This window comes from Caballeronia sp. (genome assembly GCF_028292365.1).
In the GTDB taxonomy this organism is placed as follows: Bacteria; Pseudomonadota; Gammaproteobacteria; order Burkholderiales; family Burkholderiaceae; genus Caballeronia.
In genome coordinates this window covers 1-21,673 of sequence record NZ_JAQGMM010000584.1, presented here as the reverse complement: position 1 = coordinate 21,673, position 21,673 = coordinate 1, and the positions used below count along the sequence as shown (strand labels likewise).

The 21,673-nt window shown below is 60.1% G+C and carries 18 protein-coding genes and 3 pseudogenes; 11 read left to right on the top strand and 10 right to left on the bottom strand.

Translation table 11 applies throughout. The annotated features are described in order from the left end of the window. Positions 1 to 12: 12 nt before the first annotated feature. The gene (gene phnT / locus JWR14_RS34405) at positions 13 to 1,110 is read right to left on the bottom strand and encodes a 2-aminoethylphosphonate ABC transport system ATP-binding subunit PhnT (RefSeq protein ID WP_299718400.1); all 1,098 of its coding nucleotides are present in this window, start codon (positions 1,108 to 1,110) and stop codon (positions 13 to 15) included. A gap of 63 nt (positions 1,111 to 1,173) precedes the next feature. Continuing rightward, a complete protein-coding gene (gene phnS / locus JWR14_RS34400) occupies positions 1,174 to 2,268 on the bottom strand; it encodes a 2-aminoethylphosphonate ABC transporter substrate-binding protein (RefSeq protein WP_299718398.1) in 1,095 nt (364 codons plus the stop codon). 349 nt (positions 2,269 to 2,617) lie between these two features. On the opposite strand from phnS, the gene JWR14_RS34395 reads away from it, so the two are divergent. Beyond that, positions 2,618 to 3,757 carry a 2-aminoethylphosphonate--pyruvate transaminase gene (locus JWR14_RS34395; protein ID WP_299718396.1) on the top strand — a complete coding sequence of 380 codons (1,140 nt, stop codon included), beginning with the start codon at positions 2,618 to 2,620 and terminating at the stop codon, positions 3,755 to 3,757. Positions 3,758 to 3,789: 32 nt separating this feature from the next. Here the strand turns inward: JWR14_RS34395 and JWR14_RS34390 are convergent, their stop codons facing one another. Further along, positions 3,790 to 4,545, bottom strand: a complete 756-nt coding sequence (locus JWR14_RS34390) for a DeoR/GlpR family DNA-binding transcription regulator (RefSeq protein ID WP_299718394.1) — start codon at positions 4,543 to 4,545, stop codon at positions 3,790 to 3,792. Positions 4,546 to 4,644: 99 nt separating this feature from the next. Between JWR14_RS34390 and JWR14_RS34385 the strand changes: the two genes are divergently transcribed. Together JWR14_RS34385 and JWR14_RS34380 are read left to right on the top strand one after the other, a co-directional pair. After that, complete coding sequence (locus JWR14_RS34385) at positions 4,645 to 5,817, top strand: TIGR03364 family FAD-dependent oxidoreductase (protein ID WP_299718392.1); 1,173 nt, start codon at positions 4,645 to 4,647, stop codon at positions 5,815 to 5,817. Positions 5,818 to 6,008: 191 nt separating this feature from the next. Next, on the top strand, positions 6,009 to 6,197 hold the full coding sequence (locus JWR14_RS34380) for a hypothetical protein (protein WP_299718390.1): 189 nt from the start codon (positions 6,009 to 6,011) through the stop codon (positions 6,195 to 6,197). A 155-nt stretch (positions 6,198 to 6,352) separates the two neighbouring features. Here JWR14_RS34380 and JWR14_RS34375 read toward each other — a convergent pair whose 3' ends face one another. Together JWR14_RS34375 and JWR14_RS34370 are read right to left on the bottom strand one after the other, a co-directional pair. After that, positions 6,353 to 6,868, bottom strand: a complete 516-nt coding sequence (locus JWR14_RS34375) for a hypothetical protein (RefSeq protein WP_299718388.1) — start codon at positions 6,866 to 6,868, stop codon at positions 6,353 to 6,355. A gap of 175 nt (positions 6,869 to 7,043) precedes the next feature. Further along, positions 7,044 to 8,627, bottom strand: a complete 1,584-nt coding sequence (locus JWR14_RS34370; RefSeq protein WP_299718402.1) for a hybrid sensor histidine kinase/response regulator — start codon at positions 8,625 to 8,627, stop codon at positions 7,044 to 7,046. A 219-nt stretch (positions 8,628 to 8,846) separates the two neighbouring features. Here JWR14_RS34370 and JWR14_RS34365 point away from each other — a divergent pair. Continuing rightward, positions 8,847 to 9,548 (top strand): annotated as a pseudogene (locus JWR14_RS34365) (IS6 family transposase). Positions 9,549 to 9,875: 327 nt separating this feature from the next. Here JWR14_RS34365 and JWR14_RS34360 read toward each other — a convergent pair. From JWR14_RS34360 to JWR14_RS34345, 4 genes and pseudogenes are all read right to left on the bottom strand, one after another. Then, positions 9,876 to 10,835 (bottom strand): annotated as a pseudogene (locus tag JWR14_RS34360) (IS110 family transposase). Between the two features lie 60 nt (positions 10,836 to 10,895). Continuing rightward, entirely contained in the window at positions 10,896 to 11,384 is a 489-nt protein-coding gene (locus tag JWR14_RS34355) for an NUDIX hydrolase (RefSeq protein ID WP_299718386.1), read from the bottom strand. 139 nt (positions 11,385 to 11,523) lie between these two features. Beyond that, positions 11,524 to 11,993: pseudogene (locus JWR14_RS34350) on the bottom strand (nuclear transport factor 2 family protein). A gap of 554 nt (positions 11,994 to 12,547) precedes the next feature. Beyond that, positions 12,548 to 13,258, bottom strand: a complete 711-nt coding sequence (locus JWR14_RS34345; RefSeq protein WP_299718384.1) for an FCD domain-containing protein — start codon at positions 13,256 to 13,258, stop codon at positions 12,548 to 12,550. Between the two features lie 132 nt (positions 13,259 to 13,390). Here JWR14_RS34345 and JWR14_RS34340 point away from each other — a divergent pair, with 132 nt between their 5' ends. The 7 genes from JWR14_RS34340 to JWR14_RS34310 all read left to right on the top strand — a co-directional run bounded on the left by JWR14_RS34340 (position 13,391) and on the right by JWR14_RS34310 (position 21,244). Beyond that, positions 13,391 to 14,269, top strand: a complete 879-nt coding sequence (locus JWR14_RS34340) for a fumarylacetoacetate hydrolase family protein (protein WP_299718382.1) — start codon at positions 13,391 to 13,393, stop codon at positions 14,267 to 14,269. Then, a complete protein-coding gene (locus tag JWR14_RS34335; RefSeq protein WP_299718380.1) occupies positions 14,270 to 15,058 on the top strand; it encodes an alpha/beta fold hydrolase in 789 nt (262 codons plus the stop codon). A gap of 137 nt (positions 15,059 to 15,195) precedes the next feature. After that, the gene (locus JWR14_RS34330; RefSeq protein WP_299718378.1) at positions 15,196 to 16,563 is read left to right on the top strand and encodes an amidohydrolase family protein; all 1,368 of its coding nucleotides are present in this window, start codon (positions 15,196 to 15,198) and stop codon (positions 16,561 to 16,563) included. Between the two features lie 45 nt (positions 16,564 to 16,608). Continuing rightward, positions 16,609 to 17,628: an ABC transporter substrate-binding protein gene (locus JWR14_RS34325; RefSeq protein ID WP_299718376.1), complete on the top strand. Its 1,020-nt coding sequence runs from the start codon at positions 16,609 to 16,611 to the stop codon at positions 17,626 to 17,628. Positions 17,629 to 17,685: 57 nt separating this feature from the next. Next, positions 17,686 to 19,257: a sugar ABC transporter ATP-binding protein gene (locus JWR14_RS34320; RefSeq protein WP_299718374.1), complete on the top strand. Its 1,572-nt coding sequence runs from the start codon at positions 17,686 to 17,688 to the stop codon at positions 19,255 to 19,257. Beyond that, positions 19,254 to 20,258 (top strand): ABC transporter permease, encoded by a 1,005-nt coding sequence (locus JWR14_RS34315; RefSeq protein ID WP_299718372.1) that lies wholly within the window; start codon positions 19,254 to 19,256, stop codon positions 20,256 to 20,258. The genes JWR14_RS34320 and JWR14_RS34315 overlap by 4 nt, the downstream gene beginning before the upstream one ends. Beyond that, positions 20,255 to 21,244: an ABC transporter permease gene (locus JWR14_RS34310; RefSeq protein ID WP_299718370.1), complete on the top strand. Its 990-nt coding sequence runs from the start codon at positions 20,255 to 20,257 to the stop codon at positions 21,242 to 21,244. Before JWR14_RS34315 ends, JWR14_RS34310 begins: the two co-directional genes overlap by 4 nt. Positions 21,245 to 21,377: 133 nt before the next feature. On the opposite strand, the gene JWR14_RS34305 is transcribed toward JWR14_RS34310, so the two are convergent. Continuing rightward, positions 21,378 to 21,673, bottom strand: a 296-nt coding sequence (locus tag JWR14_RS34305) for a VRR-NUC domain-containing protein (protein WP_299718367.1), incomplete at its 5' end; no start/stop codon positions are given.

Genomic DNA, 21,673 nt, shown 5'->3' with positions numbered 1-21,673 from the left:
TCGACTACGTGTTCACTCGCTGATAAGGACGACATCGTCAACCTCGTGGCGTAGGGAAACACGCGCGCCCTTCACGGGCATCGGGCCGTGCGCGCGCTGCATGGTGACGAGCACGGGTTGATCGGGCAGTGCGTCGAGCATCACCGATACCGACAACGCCGCGCCGTACCACTCCACGGAGGCGATGGCGCCATGCAGCTGGGCATCGCCGAGCGGCACGATCTTGATGCACTCGGGGCGCACGCACGCCACATGCTCACGATCGTCGTGACGGGCATCGCCGATGGGAAACATGATCGACGGCGGCAACAGATTCGCCGCGCCAAGATAGCGCGCGACGAATGCGTCCTTCGGGTTGTCGTAGAGTTCGCGCGGCGTGCCGAGTTGCGCAATCCGGCCATCGCGCATCAGCAACGTGCGGTCGGAAAGCACCAGCGCGTCGTCCTGATCGTGCGTAACGCAGACAATAGTCAGGTTCGGCAAACGCTCGTGCAACGCCTTGAGTTCAGTACGAACTGAGGCGCGCAGGTTGGCATCGAGCGCGGACAGCGGCTCGTCCAGCAGCAGTACATCAGGCTCGATCACCAGCGCCCGAGCCAACGCGACGCGCTGCTGCATGCCGCCCGAAAGCTGCGCGGGCATCACATGCCCCGCATCACCGAGCTGCACGAGTTTGAGTGCATCGGCTACGCGCCGTGCAATCTCGCCCGCTTTCAAGCGCCGCGCCCGCAATCCGAACGCGACGTTGTCGTACACCGACAAATGCGGAAACAGCGCATAACTCTGGAACAGCAAGCCGAGATTGCGCTTGAACGGCGGCACATGCGTGAGGTCCCGCCCTGCCACCGTCAAGGTTCCGGCCAGCCCGTCCGCTTCAATAAAGCCTGCTATAAACCGCAGCAATGTAGTCTTGCCGCAGCCGCTACGACCGAGCACGGTGAGCAGTTCCCCGCGCTCGATGGTCAGCGACAAATCGTCGAGCACCGTGCGTGTGCCGAAGCGCACGCTCAAGCGGTCGATACGCACGCCGCCGTGCGCGTGCTGATTTGAATCCACGGCGGCAGCTTCACGTGCGGCCGGAGCCAGCGTCAAAGTGTTCACGGTTCGCATCCTTGAGAGCGTGGGGGAAACTGGACGGGCTCGAAGGTCGAAGAAAGCAATGGCCTCAATGGCTTAAGACTTCGGCTTGACGACTTCGAGTTGTTTGTCGGAGTTGCCGATCACGTCGTTTTTCCAGCGCGTGGTCCATGCAGCCTTTTTCTCCATCACCTGGTTCCAGTCCACCGGAATCAGCTTCACGCCCGCGATCGCCTGCTTGACCGTCTCGCCGTTCTTTCCCGCCAGCGGTACGTCGGTACGGCCCGGAATACCGTAGATATCCGGCACTTTCGCCTGCACTTCCTTCGACATCAGGTAGTCCACCAGCTTCTTGCCCTCAGCCTGGTTCGGGCCGCCCTTGATCAGGCCGATTGCATAGGGCAACTGGAACGTGGTCGGTGCTTCGCCGGGCTTGGCCGAGAGGAAGATCGGCTTGAGCGACAGGCCGCCGTTGGTGGCGTCGTCCAGGTCCATCTGCAGGTCGCCGTTGGCGAACGCGATCTCGTTACGCGAGAGCAGGACGTCGAGATAACCCGTGCCCTTGGTGTGGAATTTTGCGCTCTTTTCCAGATCCTTCAGGTAGCCGAACGCCTTGTCTTCGCCCATCAGCGCGCTCGTCAGGATGATCACGGCCATGCCGTCACCCGCGGTGGCCGGATTCGAATAAGCAACCTTGCCGCTGAAGTCGGGATGCAGAAGGTCAGCAAAAGTCTTCGGTGCGGTCTTCGTGATTTCAGGGTTGATCGCGAACGAGAAATAGTTGTTCACGAAGGTCGCCCAGGCGCCGTCCGGCGCTTTGGCAATGGCCGGCACGTTCGCGTAGTTGACGCTCTGGTAAGGCTGCAGCAAGCCGCCTTGCGACGCCTGCTGGATGAACGGCGGCAGCGTGACGAGGACGTCCGCCTTCGGCGAATCCTTTTCCACCGTCGCGCGATTCACGACTTCCCCGCTACCCGCGATCACGATGTTGACCTTCACGCCTTCCTTCTTTTCAAAGGCCGGCAATACGTCCTTGTACAAGTTTTCCAGACCGTCGGCGCTGTACAGCACGACTGCATCGGCAGCCAAGGCCGGCACGGTCACGACGCTCGCGAAAGCGGCCACGGTCACGGTCAGTGCCGGCAACACGCGCTTTGCAAAACGGGATGCGGGGAAGCGATTTTTTGTCATGGTGCTTGTTTCTCCGGGAAGGCGGATACAACCAGATGGCGTGAGGTTAGATGCACGTTTTCTTGCACGTTTCGCACGTTTTTTCAACATCGGCTCGACTCTTTTACGTCCGATGCGTCCGATGATTCATGGGTGCAGCGTTCCGAAATTTCCGGTCCGCCAGTAACCCGAACGAAGGATCACAGAACTTCATGACAGCGACATGACGATGCCACATTTTTCCAACAAAGACCACATTTCGCCAAAATTCCGACGTAGACTATTTCAAACCTGCCGCACGATGCCTGAGCGTCGACCAGCCGTCGACCAGCCGTCGAAGCGGTGCCTGAAGCCATGAATGGAGGAAACCGTGATCAACGGAAGTGACCCGATTTTGCTGACTCCCGGCCCACTGACTACGTCGCCTGCCACCCGCCAGGCGATGCTGCGCGACTGGGGTTCCTGGGACGCAGCTTTCAACCGGATGACAAGCGATATCTGCCGCGACCTGCTTGCCATCGTGTCCGGTCAAAAAGATTTCGTGTGCGTCCCCATGCAAGGCAGCGGCACATTTTCGGTGGAAGCCGCGCTCGGTTCGATCGTGCCGCGCGACGCCGTCGTGCTCGTGCCAAACAACGGCGCGTACTGCACGCGCTTACTGAAGATACTGGAGCGGCTGGGGGTGGCGTCGATCGAGCTGAAGTTTCGCGATGACGAACCGGCCAGCATCGCGCGGATCGAAGAAATATTTCGCCGTGAGCCACGCATCACGCATGTGGCGCAGGTGCATCTGGAAACGAGCGCGGGCTTGCTGAACCCGCTCGACGAGATTGCAGCGTTGTGCAAGCAACATGGCAAGAGCCTGATCGTCGACGCAATGAGTTCGTTCGGCGCATTGCCTATCGATGTATCGAAGGGCGGAATTGATGCCGTGATTTCCGCCAGCGGCAAGTGTCTCGAAGGCGTTCCGGGGATGGGTTTCGTGATCGTACGGCGCGCATTGCTGGAAGCATCGGCGGGCATTTCGCGCTCGCTCGCACTCGATCTCCACGATCAATACGCGTACATGCTGAAGACCACGCAATGGCGGTTTACGCCGCCTACGCATGTGGTCGCCGCGTTGCGCGCGGCGCTCGATCAGTTCATCGCGGAAGGCGGTCAGCCGGCGCGCGGTGCGCGGTATCGACGCAATTGCACCGCGTTGATCGACGGCATGGCGTCGCTCGGTTTCAAGCCGTTCCTGGACGCCGCGGTGCAAGCCCCTGTGATCGTTACGTTCCATGCGCCGCGCGATCCGGCCTACGATTTCAAGCGCTTTTATGAAGCCGTCCGCGATGCGGGTTACGTGCTCTATCCCGGCAAGCTGACCGAAGTGGAGACGTTCCGCGTGGGGTGCATTGGGGCTATTGATGCGAACGAAATGTTTAACGCGGTAGCGGCGATCGGGCGGGCGCTGAACGCGCTGAAAGTGGGCTTGACGGACTTGCCGGCAGATTTGACGGCAGCGTGAGATCAACGCAAGAACACGTGATACCCCGGCATTCAGGCGATCACCAGTTCCGGCCCGCGCGCGGTAATTGCGCGGCGCATGGCTTTATCGGGCGCGACTTCGGTGATCACGTAACGCGCCTTCTCGAAGTCGCGGATACGCACCGGCGTGACGTTGCCGAACTTCGAGTTGTCCGCGACGATAGCCGCCGCGCTCGCCGCCAATATCATGCGGCTGCGTACTTCAGCGGCCAGGCGCGAGTAGTCGGTCAAAAAGCCTTCCGGCGTGATCGCGCCCGCGCCGACAAACGCGAAGTCCACGTGGTACTGCGAGAGTTGCTGCACGGTATCCAGCCCGAATACCGCGTCCTCATGGTCCGAGAGCTCGCCGCCGAACAGCGTGACCTTGTTGTCGTTGCGGCGGCCGAGCAGCAGCGCGATGCGCCAGTCGTTGGTATAGACCACCAACCGGTGCCGGTCGCCGAGTGCGCGCGCGACGGCTTGTGTCGTGCTGCCCGAGTCGATGATCACCGACGCGCCGTCGGGTACGAGTTGCGCGGCCCGCTCGCCGATCGCACGCTTCGCGGCTGCGTTCGCGGCTTCCCGCACGTCGAGGTCCGGCTCTCGACGGTCATTGGACAGCGCGCCGCCGTGGGTGGTCGCAATCAGGCCGCGTTCGGCGAGTGCGTTGAGGTCACGCCGGATGGTCTCGCGCGACACGTCGAGCGCGCGCACGAGTTCGGCGACCGACAACGCGCCGTTTTTCGACAGCTCCGACAGGATGTATTGATGACGTTGTTCGGCGAGCATCGAGTGCGGCCGGGCATGCCGGCAATGAATGAACAAGCAAAGGAATAACCACGGGACCGCGCGTATTGTAGTACGCGACGGGCCGCTATACGGATGACCATGACAACAACACCTACTCCCCTTCGTACCGATGTCGCGATTATCGGCGCGGGCATTCTCGGGCTGGCGCATGCCTATGCGTTCGCTAAACGCGGCTTACGTGTGACCGTATTCGAGCGCAGCGGCACGCCGGTTGGTGCGTCCATCAGGAATTTCGGCATGGTGCTGGTGACCGGCCAGCCGCCGGGCGCGATGCATGCGCTTGCGCAGGCATCGCGGAAAATATGGCTCGACTGGGCAGCCGGCGCGGCGCTGCATGTCAGGCGTTCGGGCTCGCTGATGTTTGCGCGCAGCGCGGCCGAGGCTCAGGTGATGGAGGCGTTCGCAGCAACGCGTGCAGAGGCAGGGGGTTACGACGCCGCGTTGCTTTCCCGTGCCGCGCTCGATGATCTCTACGATGGCCGCTTCCGGAAACATCGCGCTGCATTGCATGGGCGTGCCGATTTGCAGGTGTTTTCGCGTGAAGCGGTGCCTGCGTTAATCAGTTACTTGCGGCTTGTGTTCAACGTGGATTTTCGCTTCGGGACGCTCGTTCAGGATGTGGATGGCGGGCGGATCGAATCGACCGACGGCCAGTGGCGCGCGGAGCATGTGGTGGTTTGCGCGGGACATGACTATTTGTCCTTGCTCGCGCCGGAACTCGCCGCGCTGGAGCCGCGCGTGTGCCGTTTGCAGATGCTGCGCGTGCGGCCGAGCACGCCTTTCGCCCTCGATCACGCAGTGCTGACTGGACTGAGCTGCCTGCATTACGGTGCGTTCTCGGACCTGCCCGACGCCGCCGCGCTGCAAGCAGAAGTGGCTGCGCGGGAACCCGCGTTGCTCGAGCACGGTATCCATCTGCTGGCTAGCCCGACGCCCGGAGGTGATCTGATCGTCGGCGACTCGCACGATTATGGCGATGATCCGTCGCCCTTCAATGCGCAGGCTATCGATGACATCCTGCTCGGTCTGGCTGAGGACACGGTCGGCAGTACGCTGCGGGTCGTCGAGCGGTGGCAAGGCGTGTATGGCGCGCGCACCGGGACGTCTGAGGCACCATTTTCTGTTCTGCGGGCCGCGCCCAATGTGATCGGTGTGTACATGCATAGCGGCGTCGGGATGAGCGTCGGGCCGGCGCTGGGCGAGCGCGTCGTCAGTCATCTGATTGACGGGGCAGCGCTGCCCACGGCGTGACAACTTGTCGCAGATACGACACCTTGGCGGCGCGGTCAGGCGTCATGAGGCCCCAGCACCAGGGGGCTTCAATCAACCACGTCATTTAGCCAGCGGCAAGAGTCTATTTCCTCGCTGCACGGCAATGACGGCGCCCCCGCCCGGTAAACTCGACATCTGTTCTTTTCCGCGACCGCGCTGGGTGTTGATCGATGAGCTACAAGAAAGGCATTGTGCTGGAGATCCAGTTTCCGCCCGAGCGGCTAAACGACGGCGCGGGAGACCCGTACTGGATCGATCTGACGCTCGACGAAGCGCGCCGTCTCCACGCCCAGCTCGCGAGACGTTTCGCAAGCGAGACGCAGGCGAACGAGCCGCTCGATACGTTCACAATGGAATAGCTGGCCGGGCTGAGCGCCCTGCCCTTCGGAATCGCTCTCGTTCTCCAAATTCGCTGCGTTCGTTTAGTCGCTCACCTTGCAGGCCAGCGTACGCACCAGCATGGCGCTCTGGTCGCCAACGCCGTGCCTTCGCCTTGCGCGCCCCGGCACACGCCTCACGGCCCGTTGCAGGTAGGGCTCGACAGGTTGCGAAAACGGTTCGGCCAGTCGCCCGACATGGCCGCCTGTGCCGCTGCCAGCGGCATATCCCCCGTACATACGCAGCGCTTCAGAAACACCGCCAGCCGCTCCTTGCGGCGCTGCCCGGCACGGCCGTCCCAACGGCGGATGTCGAGGTTCGCCGCAGCAGTCGGGGAGCCACCGAGCAGGATCGGCATGCGGTGATCGAGGGCGTAGTCCGAAGCGCTCTGCGGGTCCACATGGCGTTGAATCAGCATTTGTTGCTTTTGGCGCTGCAAGGTGTCGAAGGGCGGCAAGACATCGTCGGCATAACCGGGACGGCAGATCGTATCCACAATGGTCGTCTGGGTCACGCGCGGATCAAGCAGTTCGGCTTTTTGCGCGTGAACCGGCATGCCGCCGGCCGAAAGCGCGAGCACGAACCAGACGATGGCAACGCGCCGGCGACTATGGCGGCGGTAACGATGATGCGAAAGAAACCTTCTATTCATTCGGCGATCGGGCCGCGCCGGAGACGCGACGGCCATGTGTCGGAGCGAGAGGAGGGGCTAATTAAAACACATGCGCGTTCCGGGAACGGAATCGGACATTAATCACGACCGTGGAATAACCCGGGTCGATCAACGCCAGTCGATGGTAAAGCGCTTTGGGCGCTTATTTGCGTTCTTAGGCAGTGTGCTGCTCGAGCGCCGTATGGAGCGCTATTGCTTCATCGTGGAAACGCACATAGGCCGCGCGGATTGCCGCGGTGTCGTAGCCTTGTCCTGGCTTGATCGCGCATGCACGCTGCAGGCTCAGGCAAGCGTCGGAGAAAGACGTGGCGCCGATCACGAACGCCGCTCCCTTCATCCGATGCGCCAGTTCGAGCAGACGATGGAAATCCCCCAATACGAACGCCCGGCGCGCCTCCTCCAGATCCTGCCGGTTCGCCGACTTCATTGCATCGATCAGGGCGGCGGCTTGATCACCGAAGCCGTTGACCTGGTCCGCGTTGAAACGCGCGACCGTGGATGGAAGAGCGGCCGGGTCTGGTTCGGCAACGGCGCGATCGACAGGTTGAGCAGCTACGGACGCTGTATCCGAAGCGCTGTCGAATGTGCTGTCCAGTTGTCCGGGACAGGAAACGGACATGCTGTATGCGGCTGAAACGGCTCTGCCGACGGCTCTGTTCGCAGGGAAGTTTTGAGTGGGACCATAGGTATCGGCATGAGCATGGCCTGGCGCGAAGGACCTTGCAGAACCAATCGACGCGGTCGACACATGCATGGGTGAAGCACCCGCTACGCGATCAAAAAAGGATCTGGAATCCGATGATGGCGCTGGACGTCCGGCGCGAATAGCAAGCGTCGCAACGTCCGAAGCGTCACTCGGCGCGGGGACCTTCGGCTCCTGTTCATCGTGCATGACAAGTACCAGCGCGCGGCCCAGCGCGTCGAGCCCAAGCGGCTTGACGAGGCACAACGTCATGCCGGCGTCGAGCGCTTGAGTAAGCGCCTCGGGCTGTGCGCTTGCGGTCACGCCGATAATGGGTATCGGCTTTGGCTTGGCGTTCGTGCGCGTCAGCGTCAGTTCACGCTCATGCTCACGCTCACGAATTGCGCGCGCAAGATCCTCCCCGCTCATCGTGGGCATCGAACAATCGGTCAGGATCAAGTCGAACGGAGCGCCGTGTTGCCGTTGCCGCTCCCAGCGCGCAAAAGCATCCCCACCGTCATTCGCGGTTTCAATGACGCAGCCGAGCGTTTTCAACTGGCTCGCCAGCAGGATGCGATTAGCCGGATGATCGTCGACAATGAGTACATGCAGACCGAGCAAGTCATGCGTATCGAGGGCGAGCGTGAGAGCGGACACAAGCGTCTTCGGCGGCGGGTGGGCTACAGGAAACCATACCCGCGCGGTAAAGCGGCTTCCCTGCCCGGGCTTGCTGGACAACCGGATCGTGCCGTCCATCATGGTCATCAAGCGCCGGCAGATGGTGAGGCCGAGACCGGTGCCGCCGAAGCGGCCGGGCCGCTCCTGTCGCGCCTGCGCGAAGGGTGCGAACAGCAACGCTTGCTGATCCGCTGCGATACCGATGCCGGTGTCGGAGACTGCCAGCAAGAGTTCGCGATGCGCGACGTGTGCATCGCGACCAGGAGGGTTCAGCGGCTGACCCTTCCTCGCCGCCCCGATCGCATACTCGAGCGTCACTTGTCCCGCATCCGTAAACTTGATCGCATTCGACAACAGGTTGCCCAGCACTTGTCTCAGGCGCAGTGCGTCGCATGACTATTGATCACTCTTTCACCCTTTATTTACAAGGGTTTCTGCGTGGAGGCTCGCAAACATGGTAGCGCTTTTTTAAAAAAATCCCATACTTTTTACCATACCTCAGGTTGCACTCGGCCGAGAAGTAACCGACGCTAGACGGTTCTGTCGCGATAAAGCGGTGCGATATGCTTTGCGCCAATAAGACGACTCCGATGCCCGATGAAACGGACCCCTACGCCAGGCCTCGCGCGTGTATTTAAACGCCTTCACTATCCGTTTGAGACGATGCTGATGTGCGTGCGCTGGTATGTCGCCTATGGGCTGAGTGTGCGAAACCTGGAAGAGATGATGGCTGAGCGAGGCATTGAGTCGATCATTCGACGGTGCACCGTTGGACACTCAAACTGCTGCCAATCCTTGAAAAAAAGCGTTCCGTTGCCGCAAGCGCCCGGTGGGCCAAAGCTGGCGTGTCGATGAGACGTATATCAAGATCAAAGGAAAGTGGAAGTACTTGTATCGGGCAGTGGACAAGGCTGGAGAAACGGTTGATTTTCTGCTGCGAGCCCAGCGTGATAAGGCCGCCGCGCAGCGTTATTTCGAAAAATCGATTGATCAGAACGGCGAGCCCGAGACGATTACAATCGACAAAAGTGGTTCAAATCTGGCCGCGCTTGAGGCTCTAAACGCCCAGCGCGACACGCCGATCAAGATCAGCCAGGACAAGTATCTGAACAACATCATCGAACAGGATCACCGGGCAATCAAGCGTCGAACTCGGCCCATGCTCGGGTTTAAGACTTTCCGGTGCGCCCGCATCCTGCCGGGCGGTATCGAACTGATGCACATGACAGGAAGGGGCAGTTGAAAGGCAGCAAGAGCGGCGAGACTCCCGCCGAGCAGTTCTATTCACTGGTCAAATAAGTTATCCATATCAATATAAACTTTGCTCGCCTAAACGTCCTTATTGCGACGTGTATGGACCCGGCGCCTTTTTCCAGGTTCTTGTTCGCAATGTCAAAACGGTCTGCACACATGTATCCGGCTTGCCCGGTGGGCGATTGCCAAAGCACGCCCGCAGCCTTGATGAGACCCGCGCACCCCGGCCTTAACAAAACCTCGGCTCGTCTCGACGACAGCCGTCGCAATAAACAGGTTTCAGGGTGCTGGTTCAACCAGTTTCGTCATCGCTTTGCAGAAGCTTCGCAAACCAGAGGGAGGGATATCGCGTGTCAATCCGGAGTTAGTCAACTATGCAGTGATACCTCGCGCAACGTAGCTTGCGTCACCGCTGGGCAATGCCTGGATAACGCGCGCATTATGATTGGCCAGCGCAGCCGCGGTGCAGTTATATCCTCGTCGCGCTATGAGCTGCTGGAGCCAAACGCTGTGCACATCGGTCTTGGTCTTCACGAACCGCAGCACCGCTCGCGCGGTGCGCTGGTAGGTGTCACCGCGCCGGCTGATGTGATACAGCCGCGACCTGCCGCCGGAGGAATACTGCCGCGACACCAGGCCCAACCAGCCAGCCAGATGCCGGCCATTGCGGAACTGTCGGGCGTCGCCCACTGCTGCAACGATGGCCGTCGCGCTAATCGGACCGATGCCGGGTATTGGGCAATCTTCCCGCATAGCGCCGATCGCTTCATAAACGAGTGAATTGAGATCTCGATGAAGTGGATGCGTTCTTTGATCGCACGCAGGTGCACAAGGAGTTCGGTCAGCAGCGTCCGGCAAAACGAGGTGAGCTCGTCGGCGCTTGCGCGCAGCAGTTCCGGGACCGGACGCTTGAACTCTTCCGGTGACCGGGAGATCGCGAAACCACGTTCTCCAAGAAGGTCGCGCATCTGGTCGATCAGCGCGGTACGGTGGCGCAGCAGGATGGCACGCAGGCGATGCGCCGCCTGGATGTCCTGCTGCTCGACCGATTTGACCGGCACGAAGCGCATGATGGGCCGGCTCGCGGCCTCGACGATCGCCTCTGCATCGTTGCGATCGTTCTTGTTCGTCTTGACGAACGGTGCGACGTATTGGGGGCTGATTAGCCGGACTTCTGTTCCCAGTGACTGGAAACGACGCGCCCAGTGGTGAGCCTAGCTGCAGGCTTTCCATGACGACCAACCTTGGCTTGAGCGTGCGTACGGATTCAAACAGCGAGCCGCGCGAGACCTTCGCTCGATGTAGTATAGATGGCAGTCCTTTGTTCCGCATCCTCGCTGACGTTCGTGCGTTCCCGTCACCCGTCGAGATGTCCCGAAAGGAAAGCGCTAACTAACAGCAGAGATCTCTGCCGAGATACGCAGTGACCGCCCCCGTCAGCGCAATGCCACGCAATTCCTCTGGTGATGCCAGACGCGCGGCGATAATCTCACGATTATCAAGCTGCAGTTCTGGTATGCAGTCGAGGTGCAGTTCAAAGAAATGCACCCGGTCTTGTCGCCCGTCCCAAATGCCGCAGGCGCTGCCAGCGGGGACCAATGGGTACGACGAGAGACCAATTTCCTCTTCCATTTCGCGCTGTGCCGCTGCATCAGGCGTCTCACCGGGCCGAACACTTCCGCCGGGAAAATTCCACTCGACCCGATACGATGAGTTCACCAACAACAGCGCCTGCCCGACGTAGATTGCTACTAGCGCGCCCTCATGGCGAGGCCGTCGAAGGGACCACCAGGCGCGAGCGAGCGGGAATCCGAGGCGAAGCACCATGCGCCAGACAAAGTCGATAAGCTTAGGCGGTCGCGCTCGCTCAAGGCTCGGCATAAGGTCTCTCCTTTCCTTCATGGTCAGAGGATCTTCCGGTTCGCCGCGTTCGTGCGGCCTAGTTCATTCAGCGTCTGTCATCCTACTGCTTGGAAACCGTAGCCTAGCCATCGGCTGCTCCTGCTCGGGATAGCGATTGTCACCAATTCAAGGGCGTAGTCGACCGGCGGTTCATGGCCGGTTCGCGGCGGCGGTCTAGCCGGCACAACGCCGACAATACGCGGTCACCTACTCGATGCACACGATTGGCCGGGGCAGCATATGACTCCGGCCAAAATTCAACAATGCGAGTGATTTTGCTGGCTTCGACTGAGAAAAACGATACAGCTCGCGCGGTCATAGATCCAGGGGTAACCGTCACATCGGATACTGCTTCACTAACCGTATTAGCCACGACTCTATCCACTTCGAAGCGCCACGAACCCGGCGCCGGATACTCCGAGTTCATCTGTGCGAACCGCGCGGCTTCCTGATGCGTTCGTTCGACTGGGGCCATTCAAGGATGAATTGCTCAGCTAACGGCGCCTGCACGGATGCAAAGTCGTTTGAACCCGTGAGCGTCCAAAACTCACGGACGAGCAACGAGATATCGTTAGTGTCTTCTGTCATCGTTACGGCGTTCGGCAAATTGAAGGAGTTGTGACTCGAGATTGTCAGCGATTTCCGCCGCCCGTGCTCCCAATGAAAGCTGTCGAAAATATGAATTCTTGGGCTCGACCAACGACGGCAAAAAGAAGCGGCCGTTTGGTCGCCGTTTGTTGAGAAATATTTTTGCGGTTTTCGTTACGGAGAATACGGGCGCAACAGGGTTTGTTGGCCCGCACTTGCGCGCCGAATGCTGGTGGTTGCTGAAAGGCATAAAAAAACGAACAACTCTATGCCCTCGCCCTGAACGACCGCCTGCGTCCATCGGCGACGAATGCGTCGTGATCATGCCCGCAGCGCTCGGATCATGCTGGCGGCCAATGCCAAGGCGTCAACCTTTATTCTTGCTCGTACTAAGCAATCTTCCGATACCCAGGGATACGCGGAACGCCAATCCCGAAGCGCGGCCACGGTACGCTTCGGCTTGAAAGGGCCACATTGCACTCGCCGCTTGGCCGTTGCAAAAAAGCACTCATTTTCGTGCGCGCCGACGCGGCCCTCGCATTTGCGTTCCGGTATTAAGAGCCAAACAGGTTATGCCTGATTTGACGCAAGTGTCCGGATAGCAGCTCGCATGCAAGTTCGGCATCCCGATCGCGCAGCGCGCCCACGATGGCACGATGTTGATCTTCATACTCCGTGCGACGGGCTGGCGTCAACGATATCCGCTTAAGACGTCCCCATTCGCCCTGCTCCCGGACTTCGTTGGTCAACTCAAGAACGCGCAAGAAAAACGTGTTGTGCGTCGCTAACGCAAACGTCTTGTGCAACTCCCCGTCCCAATGCTCGAATTCTTCGACGCTCACGGCGGCTTCCGAGCGTTCCAGGCACTCCACCATCTTCGCAAAATCGGCGGCCGTGGCGTAGCGCACGATCAACCCGGGCATCAGCGGTTCGATCAGCAGACGCGCTTCCATCAGCTCTGCCGGACTTGTCTGCACAGTGTCCCGCTTCTCCACTGCCTCGGTTGGCTGAAGCTGCGCACCGCCAGGAAGAACGAACGTGCCGCTGCCGACCGACTGAGTGATCAGTCCTCGTCCCTTCAAGTCGGCAAGCACGCGCCGGACTGCGCCACGCGACGCGCCGAACTCTTCGCTCAAGTCTCTTTCGGCAGGAAGCTTTACGCCTACGCCCAGGTGGCCGCTGCGAATTGCCTCCTCCAGATACCTCGCGAGCGCTCGAGCGCCTTCCGCCCTGACCGGGAATTTAGTCCATTCCGCTTCGCCCATATAACCCTTCCAATCGAGAGTAAGAGATGAACCAATTGGTACTTATTTTGGTTAACCCTTGTTTGCATTGGTCACTTTTGGTTCTACAGTGGCATCAATGCGAACCAACTGGACTTAGAGTAAAGGGCCAACATGAAATTTGCAAATCTGCTGGTGAAAGGCAAGAAAAGCATCGCTTTGGTCGATGCGGAGAGCGCCCAGTACTGGCCAGTCGACGAACTGACCGGCGGCTTCTCCGGTGACATGGTCCAATTGGTACTACAATTCGACTCACTCCGGAATGCGCTGCGTCAAGGCGAAAACGGGCGACCCCTTTCCTCCGCAACGTTGCTCGCGCCCATCGACGCACCCCGCCGGAACGTGTTTTGCGTCGGCAAAAATTATCACGATCACGCGGAGGAGTTCAGCAAATCGGGCTTCGACAAAAGCGCTCAGGCCGGCGAACACATCCCGGAAGCGCCCGTTGTGTTCACCAAACCGGCCACCACCATCATCGGACCCGGCGCCAAGATTCCTCGACATGCCGACGTCACGCAGCAACTCGATTATGAAGCGGAGATCGGCGTAGTGATTGGAAAAGCGGGACGCGGAATAAAAAAGGCTGACGCCATGAGCCATGTCTTCGGCTACACGATCATCAACGACGTGACGGCTCGCGACCTGCAAAAATTGCACCGGCAATGGTTTCTCGGTAAATCACTCGACGGGTTCTGCCCGATGGGTCCGTACCTTGTCACGGCCGACGAACTGGACGTCGACGACATCAGCATCCGATGCTGGGTCAATGGCGAACTCCGTCAGGAGTCCAATTCGAAGCTGCTTATCTTCGATATCCCCACGCTCATCGAAACTCTCTCGGCGGGCATCGAACTCCAGCCTGGCGATGTAATCGCCACCGGCACGCCGGCAGGTGTCGGCCTTGGCTTTAGCCCCCCCAAATTCCTGCAAAGCGGCGACGTCGTGCGGATGGAAATTCCGCAAGTCGGCGTCCTTGAAAACGAGGTGTCGTAAATGGCTACAACGCAAATTCAGGGTCTCTACATTGAAACGGAAGGCGATGGCGCGCCGGTCGTCTGTATCCACGGACTTGGCGGATCGTCCAACAACTGGACGCCGGTGATGTCGGCGTTCGAGGGCCGCAAAGTGGTTCGCCTTGACTTGCCCGGCAGCGCGCGGTCCCCGTTGATCTCTTCCGAACCGCTTTCCATCGATGCCTATGTCGACGTTATCGCTTCGGTGATGGGCGAATTGAAGCTGGAGCAGGCGGACATCGTTGCACATTCCATGGGGACGATCGTCGCGCAGCATCTCGCGATCAAACACCCGCAACTTGTGAAAAGCCTCGCGTTGTTTGGTCCGCTGATTGCCCCGCCCGATACAGGGCGTGACGGAATGCGTCAACGGGCCGCGTTGGCGCGTGAGAAAGGTATTTCCGGGGTCCAGGACATTGCTGACGCGATTGTCAAGGGTGCGACCAGCGATGAAACGAAAGCGCGACGTCCTGTCACGCTGGCGTTAGTGCGCGAGAGCGTGATGCGCCAAACCCCCGAGGGTTACGCTCAAAGCTGCGAGGCGCTGGCCAACGCGCAGGGCGCGGCAGTGGAACAGATAAAGGTCCCCACGCTGCTGGTCACGGGCGACCAGGATGGTGTCGGCAAACCCGAAGCCGTCAAGGCGATGGGCGAGCGGATTGCGGGCAGCCATGTTGTCGTTATCAGCGGCTGCGGTCATTGGACGACTTTCGAGAAGCCGCAAGAGTCGACCGCGGCACTGAAATCGTTTTACGCAGCAGCGGGTTGAGGCTGCGAGCCCTTAATGGGCGCTATAGATGATGCCTGAATAGACAAACAACAATCAGGGCATGACTAACAATTGCCGCGCGTAATCACGCGTAAGTGCACGCAACGACCACGCGATCCGCCTTTCAGGAGGAGACAATGGACTCTACTTTATTCACGAACGTACTGATCTTCGATGGCAGTGGGGCACAGCCTTTCAAGGGCGAGGTCCTGGTAGAAGGACAGCGAATCAAGCGTGTCGCCGCAGAAGGTTCGTCAACCGGTGCGCAGATCGACGCGCCGGCGGCAAACCGCATCGACGGGAAGGGTGCGTTCCTGATGCCCGGGATGACCGAGGCGCATACGCACTTCTCCTGGAACGACCAGCCCTCGCTTACGGCAATCCAGTTCATGCCGCCCGAGGAACATATGCTGTGGTGCGTGCGGGTTGCGCGGCGCTACCTTGAGATGGGATGGACGTCGGCCCTCGGCGCAGCAGCGGCCAAGCCGCGGCTCGACGTCGTGCTGCGCAACGCCGTGGATGCGGGCGAATTCCCCGGCCCCCGCTATCTGGCGGGAAGTCAGGAGATCACGATTCTTGGCGGTCTCGCGGACAACACCTTGCCGCACATGCCCTTTACCGAGCTGAACTTCGGCGCAGTCGTCAGCGGCCCCGAGGAAATGCGCGCGATGACGCGGATGTTCATCAAGTACGGTGTCGATCATCTCAAGATCAACTTGTCAGGCGAATACATTGCGGGACTGTCGGCGGAATCCTCGCCCTTCTCCGAAGAAGAAATCGCGATGCTCGCCTCCGAGGCGAAGCGCGCCGGCAAGCGCGTCGCGGCGCATGCGCGCTCCAGCGAGTCGGTGAAGCAGTGCGTGCGTCACGGCCTGGAACTCGTGTTTCACGCGAGCTTCGCGGACGAAGAAGCCCTCGACATGCTGGAGGCGAACAAGGACAAACACTTTGTCGCGCCCGGCATTGGATGGTTGATCAGCACGCTGTATCACGCAGAGCCCTGGGGAATCAGCCAGGCGGCCGCGACCAAAATGGGATATGCGCGCGAGCTGGAAGTGGCGACGGACACGCTTCAGAAAATGCACAAGCGCGGCATTCGCATTCTTCCCGGAGGCGACTATGGTTTCGCATGGATGCCGCACGGCACCAATGCACGTGACCTCGAGCACTTCGTCAAATATATCGGAATGACGCCTATGGAAGTTCTGCTTGCGGCCACGAAGCTTGGCGGCGAATTGATGATGCGGCCACACGAACTCGGTCAGGTTCGCGAGGGTTATCTGGCCGACATTTTGCTCATCGATGGTGATCCACTCAAGGACCTGGCGCTCCTGCAGGATCCGAAGAAAATCACACTGGTCATGAAAGACGGCGAAATCTTCAAGACTTCACACGATGTTTTGCCGCCCCATGGCGAAGTGCGCATGAACACGCCGCTGCCGGTCGATCCGGGGCTTGAAAAAGCGTTGAGCGAGCAAGCCCATGAAACACATGCGGCGCATTGAAAGCTGAGCAGCGCTGTAACGACCATAAAGTATTTAGGAGACAGTATGAAACTGAGTACCCTCCTCGCGGCGCTGCCGGCGAGCCTCGTGTGCGTATCGGTTCTGGCGGCCGCGCCGAACATAGGCTTGTCAAACGGGTACTTCGGCACGGAATGGCGGAACCAGATGGTCGACGGCGCCAAAGAGCAATTCAAGACCTACAAGTCCAAAGGACTCGCGAATGACCTCGTGGTGCAGCAGTCCGGCGCGAACACCGGTCAGCAGATCCAGGACATGCGTAACATGATCCGCCAGAAGGTCGGCGCAATCATGGTCGATGCAAACTCGGCGACCGCGCTTAACGGGGTGATATCGGAGGCGGAGCGCAACAAGATTCCGATCGTGTCATTCGATCAGGCTGTTTCCAACAAGTACGCGATCAACGTCACCGTCGATCACTACAAGTGGGGGCAACGCTACGCTGAATGGATCGCGCAACAACTCAACGGGCAAGGCAACGTCGTTATCCTCGACGGCATTCCCGGCCACCCGGCGGCTGAAGCGCGCAAGAAGGCGGCCATGGACACCTTCGCGAAGTTCCCCGGCATCAAGGTCGTCTGGTCGGGGTACGGAGAATGGGACGAAGCCAAGGCGCAGTCGGTGATGGCAACGGTAATTGCCGCGCAACCAAAAATTGACGCGGTATTCACCGAAGACGCGATGGCGCTGGGCGTGCTGCGCGCCTTTGAGAACGCCAACCGGCGAGTGGGCATCATGACCGGCGAGGCACAAAAGGGATTTCTGCAGGAATGGAAAAAGCAGCGCGATGCCGGCAACCCGATGAAGGTTTTCGTCCAGGTCAATCCGCCCGACATCAGCCGGACCGCGCTCGGTATTGCAGTCCGGGTAGCTCAAGGCCGAAAGCTCAAGCCGTTGCCGGAGAACACCTATTTTTTCCCCATTACGAAGACGGTCACGACGGAGACGCTGGACGCGACGCTTGCGTCGATGAAGGACAAGCCCGACAGCTACTTTTTGGGTCAGTGGCTTAGCGAACCGGAACTCGACGCGTTGTTCACGCAATAGGTCCTGGCGCAACGTCGAAACAGCAAGTGCCTGTAACCCTTGAGTCGAATCCAGACGATGCCAATCCTCTCCGCTGACCAGATCACCAAACGCTACGGCGGCGTCGTTGCGCTCGAGGGTGTCAGCATTGAACTGAACGCCGGTCAAGTCCTGGGACTGCTGGGTGCGAACGGTTCGGGAAAATCGACATTGTCGAGCATCCTGGCCGGCGACAACCGCCCGGACGCGGGGTTGTTACGCGTGGGCGGAGTTGATCTTGAACCCGGCTCCCCCGCAGCCGCGCGCACGGCCGGCATTGCCGTCGCGCATCAGCATCCTGGCCTCGCTCCCGACTTGCCGGTATGGGAAAACGTGTATCTGGGCGCCGAGATCTGCGGCGCGGGGAAATTCCTGAATCGCGCGCTCGCCCGCAAGAAAGCGGGCGAGCTGCTTGAGAGCCTTCGCCCTCATTGGGATCTGGATGCCCCCGCCGGTAAATTGACTGCGGCAGACCAGCAACTGGTCGAGATTGCAAAATCGCTGGCGCTGGAACCGCGTGTGCTGATTCTTGACGAGCCCACGGCGGCGTTGGCCGCTGCGGAAGTGGAAAGCCTGATGCGGAAAATCGGCGTGCTTGCCTCGCGCGGCACATCGATAGTGTTCATCTCACACCGGATGGCGGAAGTCGAAGCGGTGTGTGACCGCGTGGTCGTATTGTGCAATGGCCGGCTTGCCGGTGAAATGGCGGTAAGCGAGAGGATTGACGAAGCGCAGGTTATTGCATGGATGGGCGGCACGGGAGGCGGCGCGGCGGCGGCGCATGTGCATGAACACGCGCATAAGCAAGAAGTACGAGCGTCGTCATTGAAACGCCCCGAAGGCGCGCTTAATTCAACCGGAGACGCGGCGCCGGAACCGGCGTTAAGCGCCCGCGGGTTGCAGGCAGGCGCGCGACTTCGCGGCGTCGACTTCGAGGTCCGGCCGGGAGAAATTCTCGGCATCGCCGGTTTGCAGGGACACGGCCAGGAAGAACTACTCGACGCGCTCGCCGGATATCGCAAACTTGACGAAGGCCATATCAAACTCCACGGGGCGCCGCTGATTCCCCGCTCGCCGCGGCAAATGATCGCCGCGGGCGTGTGTCTTGTGCCTAACGATCGGCATCGGCAAGGCTTATGGCTTGAGCAGTCCGTCGAATTCAATCTCGCGCAGGTCGGCGTCAACTTCGAAAAACACGCATGGCGACTGCAGCGGGTATCGATAAGACGCTTCGTGGACGACGTGGTAGCACGTCTGCGGATCAAGACATCCGACGTGCGCCAGCCCGTTCGAACGTTGTCCGGGGGCAATCAGCAAAAGGTCGTCATCGGCCGATGGCTCGATGCGCGAGTCAACGTGAAGGTCTTGCTTCTAAGCGATCCGACGAAAGGTGTGGACGTCATCGCTCGAAAAGAAATTTATGAGGCTGTCGGCATGCTCGCCGACGCGGGCGCGGCTGTGATCGTCTACGCGTCGGACACTGCAGAACTGCTTGCCGTATGCGACAGGCTCATCGTGCTCTACGAAGGCCGCGTGGTTGCGCAGCTTGAAGGAAACGACATGAACGAATCCCAGGTGACCAGTGCTCTCTTCGGGCGGAGCGCCGCATGAAAATCCATCTCGCTGAAGCACTGCATCAGCCGCATAAGCTGTCGAACAAGCGCCTGGCGCATCTGTCTTTCGGGATAACGCGGCTCCCCACGGCACTCCCCGCGCTGGTCATGCTGTTGGTCGCGATCGGTTTGAACGCTTATCTTCAGCCTGACTTTTTTAGTGCGGATTCCTTATCAAGCAATCTACAGAACGCCGCTCCCGTGATCCTGATCTGCATGGCGCAAGCCGTCGTCGTGCTTTCGGGAGAACTGGATTTATCGATTGGCGCCGGGATATCGATTATCAACTGCGTACTCGCGAGCGTGCCGGCGCTTGCAGGCTGGGGAGCAGTGGCTACGTGCTGCGCCGCGCTTGGTGCAGCACTCGTGGCAGGCGTGGTCAACGGCTTGCTCGTCGGCTACTTCAAACAAAGCGCGCTGATTGCTACCTTCGCGACCGGCGCCATCTGGTTTGGCGGTGCGCTCCTGCTGATGCCGCAACCTGGCGGCACGGTGCCCGAGGTGCTGGGCGAATGGTTCGCCATGCGCGTAGGTCCGCTTCCCCTTGCCGCCATGCCTCTGTTAATTGCAGCCGGTATATGGGCAATGCTGCAGCGGCACCGCTTTGGACGGAGGCTGATCGCAACAGGCAGCAGCGCGGATGCGGTCTTCAAATCGGGTGTCGATACAAGACGCATCAAGCTGCTGGCGTATGTACTCGCGTGGCTGTTTGTTTTTGGAGCGGCGCTGTGCATATCGGCTGAAACATCATCGGGCGACGCACGTCTCGGCCTACCTTATACGTTGAATTCAGTCGCGGCTGTGGTGATCGGTGGCATCTCGCTGGCCGGAGGACGGGGCTCAATGATCGGCGCAATCTGCGGCGCTTTGGTGCTGGTACTCATTGGCAACGTGGTGTATTTCGCGGGCATTCCCAGCAATTACCAGGAACTATTCAAGGGTGCAGTAATTATCGTTGCGCTTGGATTTACGTTTGTCGGCGCGAGGAATTCAGCATGAAAACGATCATTCAGTCGCGGCGATCTTTACTCCTCCTGCTGGTCGTGCTCGTGCTGGTCGGCGGCCAGCTTGTTGTTCCGGGATTCACGAACGCCAGTCAGTTTGGCAATCAATTAAAGATTGCCACCTTCCTCGGCCTTTTCGGTATTTCCCAAACCATCGTGATGATGGCGGGCGGCCAAGGACTCGACTTGTCGGTCGGCGCGTCGGCAACATTGGGCGGCATTGTCGGCGCAGCGCTAATCAATCAGGGTCCGGCGGGCATGTTGCTGGCGCTGAGTGCGGCGGCCTTGTGCGGCGCTGTCATAGGACTATTGAACGGGGTGGGAATTGTCCTGTTCAAAGTTCCGCCGCTGGTCATGACACTTGCAATGGGCAGCCTCGTCGATGGCGGTCTGATCGTCTGGTCTTCAGTCATGCACGTGAATACGGCCGCCAGCCCGGCACTCATCGGACTGGCCGGGCACAGCGTGGCGGGGCTACCTGTGATCGCCATTCTCTGGTTTGTAGCGGCCGCCGTGGTCTGGTGGTTCGTCGATCGCACCGCCTGGGGACGTCGGCTCATGGCAACAGGGGCGAATCCCACAGCCGCGTTTCTGACCGGCACCCGCGTCCGTCTCGTACGCGGGCTGGCGTATCTTTTCAGCGCCATGATCGCCGCAATCACGGGCCTGCTGCTGGTCGGTTACGTCGGACAGGCGTTCCTTGGGCTAGGCACAGGTTACGTCCTGACCAGCGTGGTTGTAGCGGTCATTGGCGGCGTATCGCTGGGCGGCGGACGCGGTGACTACGTGGCCGTGGCGATCGCAGCCCTTTTTCTCACCGTGCTTACCAGCCTCCTGACCGCATTGCAGATTGGTGAAGCGGGCCGGCAATGCATTTTTGGCGCGACGCTGCTGGTTTTCCTTGCCATCAATGGATGGACCGTGACGGGGCGATTCCCTCTAGCGCGCGTACGCGCAGTTGATACGGCGGCCACGCCCTGATATATCTCCTTCGACGATGACGATTTAGGCTTGAATGCCATTCCGACTGCCTTCTCAGGTGCTGACGGGCTTCGATTGACGCCGCAAATGCGCCTTCTAAACAGCAGCAGCGACGGGCGTTGCCTCAGCGCGCTCAGGCGATCTCTATCGCTTCTTGCGCTTCTTGTGCCTGCAGCGCCCATTGGACGTGGACCACGCGCACCGGCATGCCGTGCTCCGCGCAGTACGCGAGCCACCGGATCTGATTGTCCTGTAGCCGGTCACCCGGTCCCTTGACCTCGACCATTTCATAGCGTCGCTGCGCGGGCCAGAAACGGATCAGATCCGGAAAGCCCGTCCGGTTGGCGCGAATGTCGTACGCAAGGCGCACGAACCAAAGCTTCAGGTGCGCGGGCGGAATGCAAAGCAACGCGTCTTCGAGCAGGGACT

What these genes read in the sequence shown, in the direction of transcription:
- phnT (WP_299718400.1), bottom strand. Translation starts at nt 1,110, where the DNA reads ATGCGAACCGTGAACACTTTGACGCTGGCTCCGGCCGCACGTGAAGCT.
- phnS (WP_299718398.1), bottom strand. Translation starts at nt 2,268, where the DNA reads ATGACAAAAAATCGCTTCCCCGCATCCCGTTTTGCAAAGCGCGTGTTG.
- JWR14_RS34390 (WP_299718394.1), bottom strand. Translation starts at nt 4,545, where the DNA reads ATGCTCGCCGAACAACGTCATCAATACATCCTGTCGGAGCTGTCGAAA.
- JWR14_RS34385 (WP_299718392.1), top strand. Translation starts at nt 4,645, where the DNA reads ATGACAACAACACCTACTCCCCTTCGTACCGATGTCGCGATTATCGGC.
- JWR14_RS34380 (WP_299718390.1), top strand. Translation starts at nt 6,009, where the DNA reads ATGAGCTACAAGAAAGGCATTGTGCTGGAGATCCAGTTTCCGCCCGAG.
- JWR14_RS34375 (WP_299718388.1), bottom strand. Translation starts at nt 6,868, where the DNA reads ATGAATAGAAGGTTTCTTTCGCATCATCGTTACCGCCGCCATAGTCGC.
- JWR14_RS34355 (WP_299718386.1), bottom strand. Translation starts at nt 11,384, where the DNA reads ATGCCGAGCCTTGAGCGAGCGCGACCGCCTAAGCTTATCGACTTTGTC.
- JWR14_RS34345 (WP_299718384.1), bottom strand. Translation starts at nt 13,258, where the DNA reads ATGGGCGAAGCGGAATGGACTAAATTCCCGGTCAGGGCGGAAGGCGCT.
- JWR14_RS34340 (WP_299718382.1), top strand. Translation starts at nt 13,391, where the DNA reads ATGAAATTTGCAAATCTGCTGGTGAAAGGCAAGAAAAGCATCGCTTTG.
- JWR14_RS34335 (WP_299718380.1), top strand. Translation starts at nt 14,270, where the DNA reads ATGGCTACAACGCAAATTCAGGGTCTCTACATTGAAACGGAAGGCGAT.
- JWR14_RS34330 (WP_299718378.1), top strand. Translation starts at nt 15,196, where the DNA reads ATGGACTCTACTTTATTCACGAACGTACTGATCTTCGATGGCAGTGGG.
- JWR14_RS34325 (WP_299718376.1), top strand. Translation starts at nt 16,609, where the DNA reads ATGAAACTGAGTACCCTCCTCGCGGCGCTGCCGGCGAGCCTCGTGTGC.
- JWR14_RS34320 (WP_299718374.1), top strand. Translation starts at nt 17,686, where the DNA reads ATGCCAATCCTCTCCGCTGACCAGATCACCAAACGCTACGGCGGCGTC.
- JWR14_RS34315 (WP_299718372.1), top strand. Translation starts at nt 19,254, where the DNA reads ATGAAAATCCATCTCGCTGAAGCACTGCATCAGCCGCATAAGCTGTCG.
- JWR14_RS34310 (WP_299718370.1), top strand. Translation starts at nt 20,255, where the DNA reads ATGAAAACGATCATTCAGTCGCGGCGATCTTTACTCCTCCTGCTGGTC.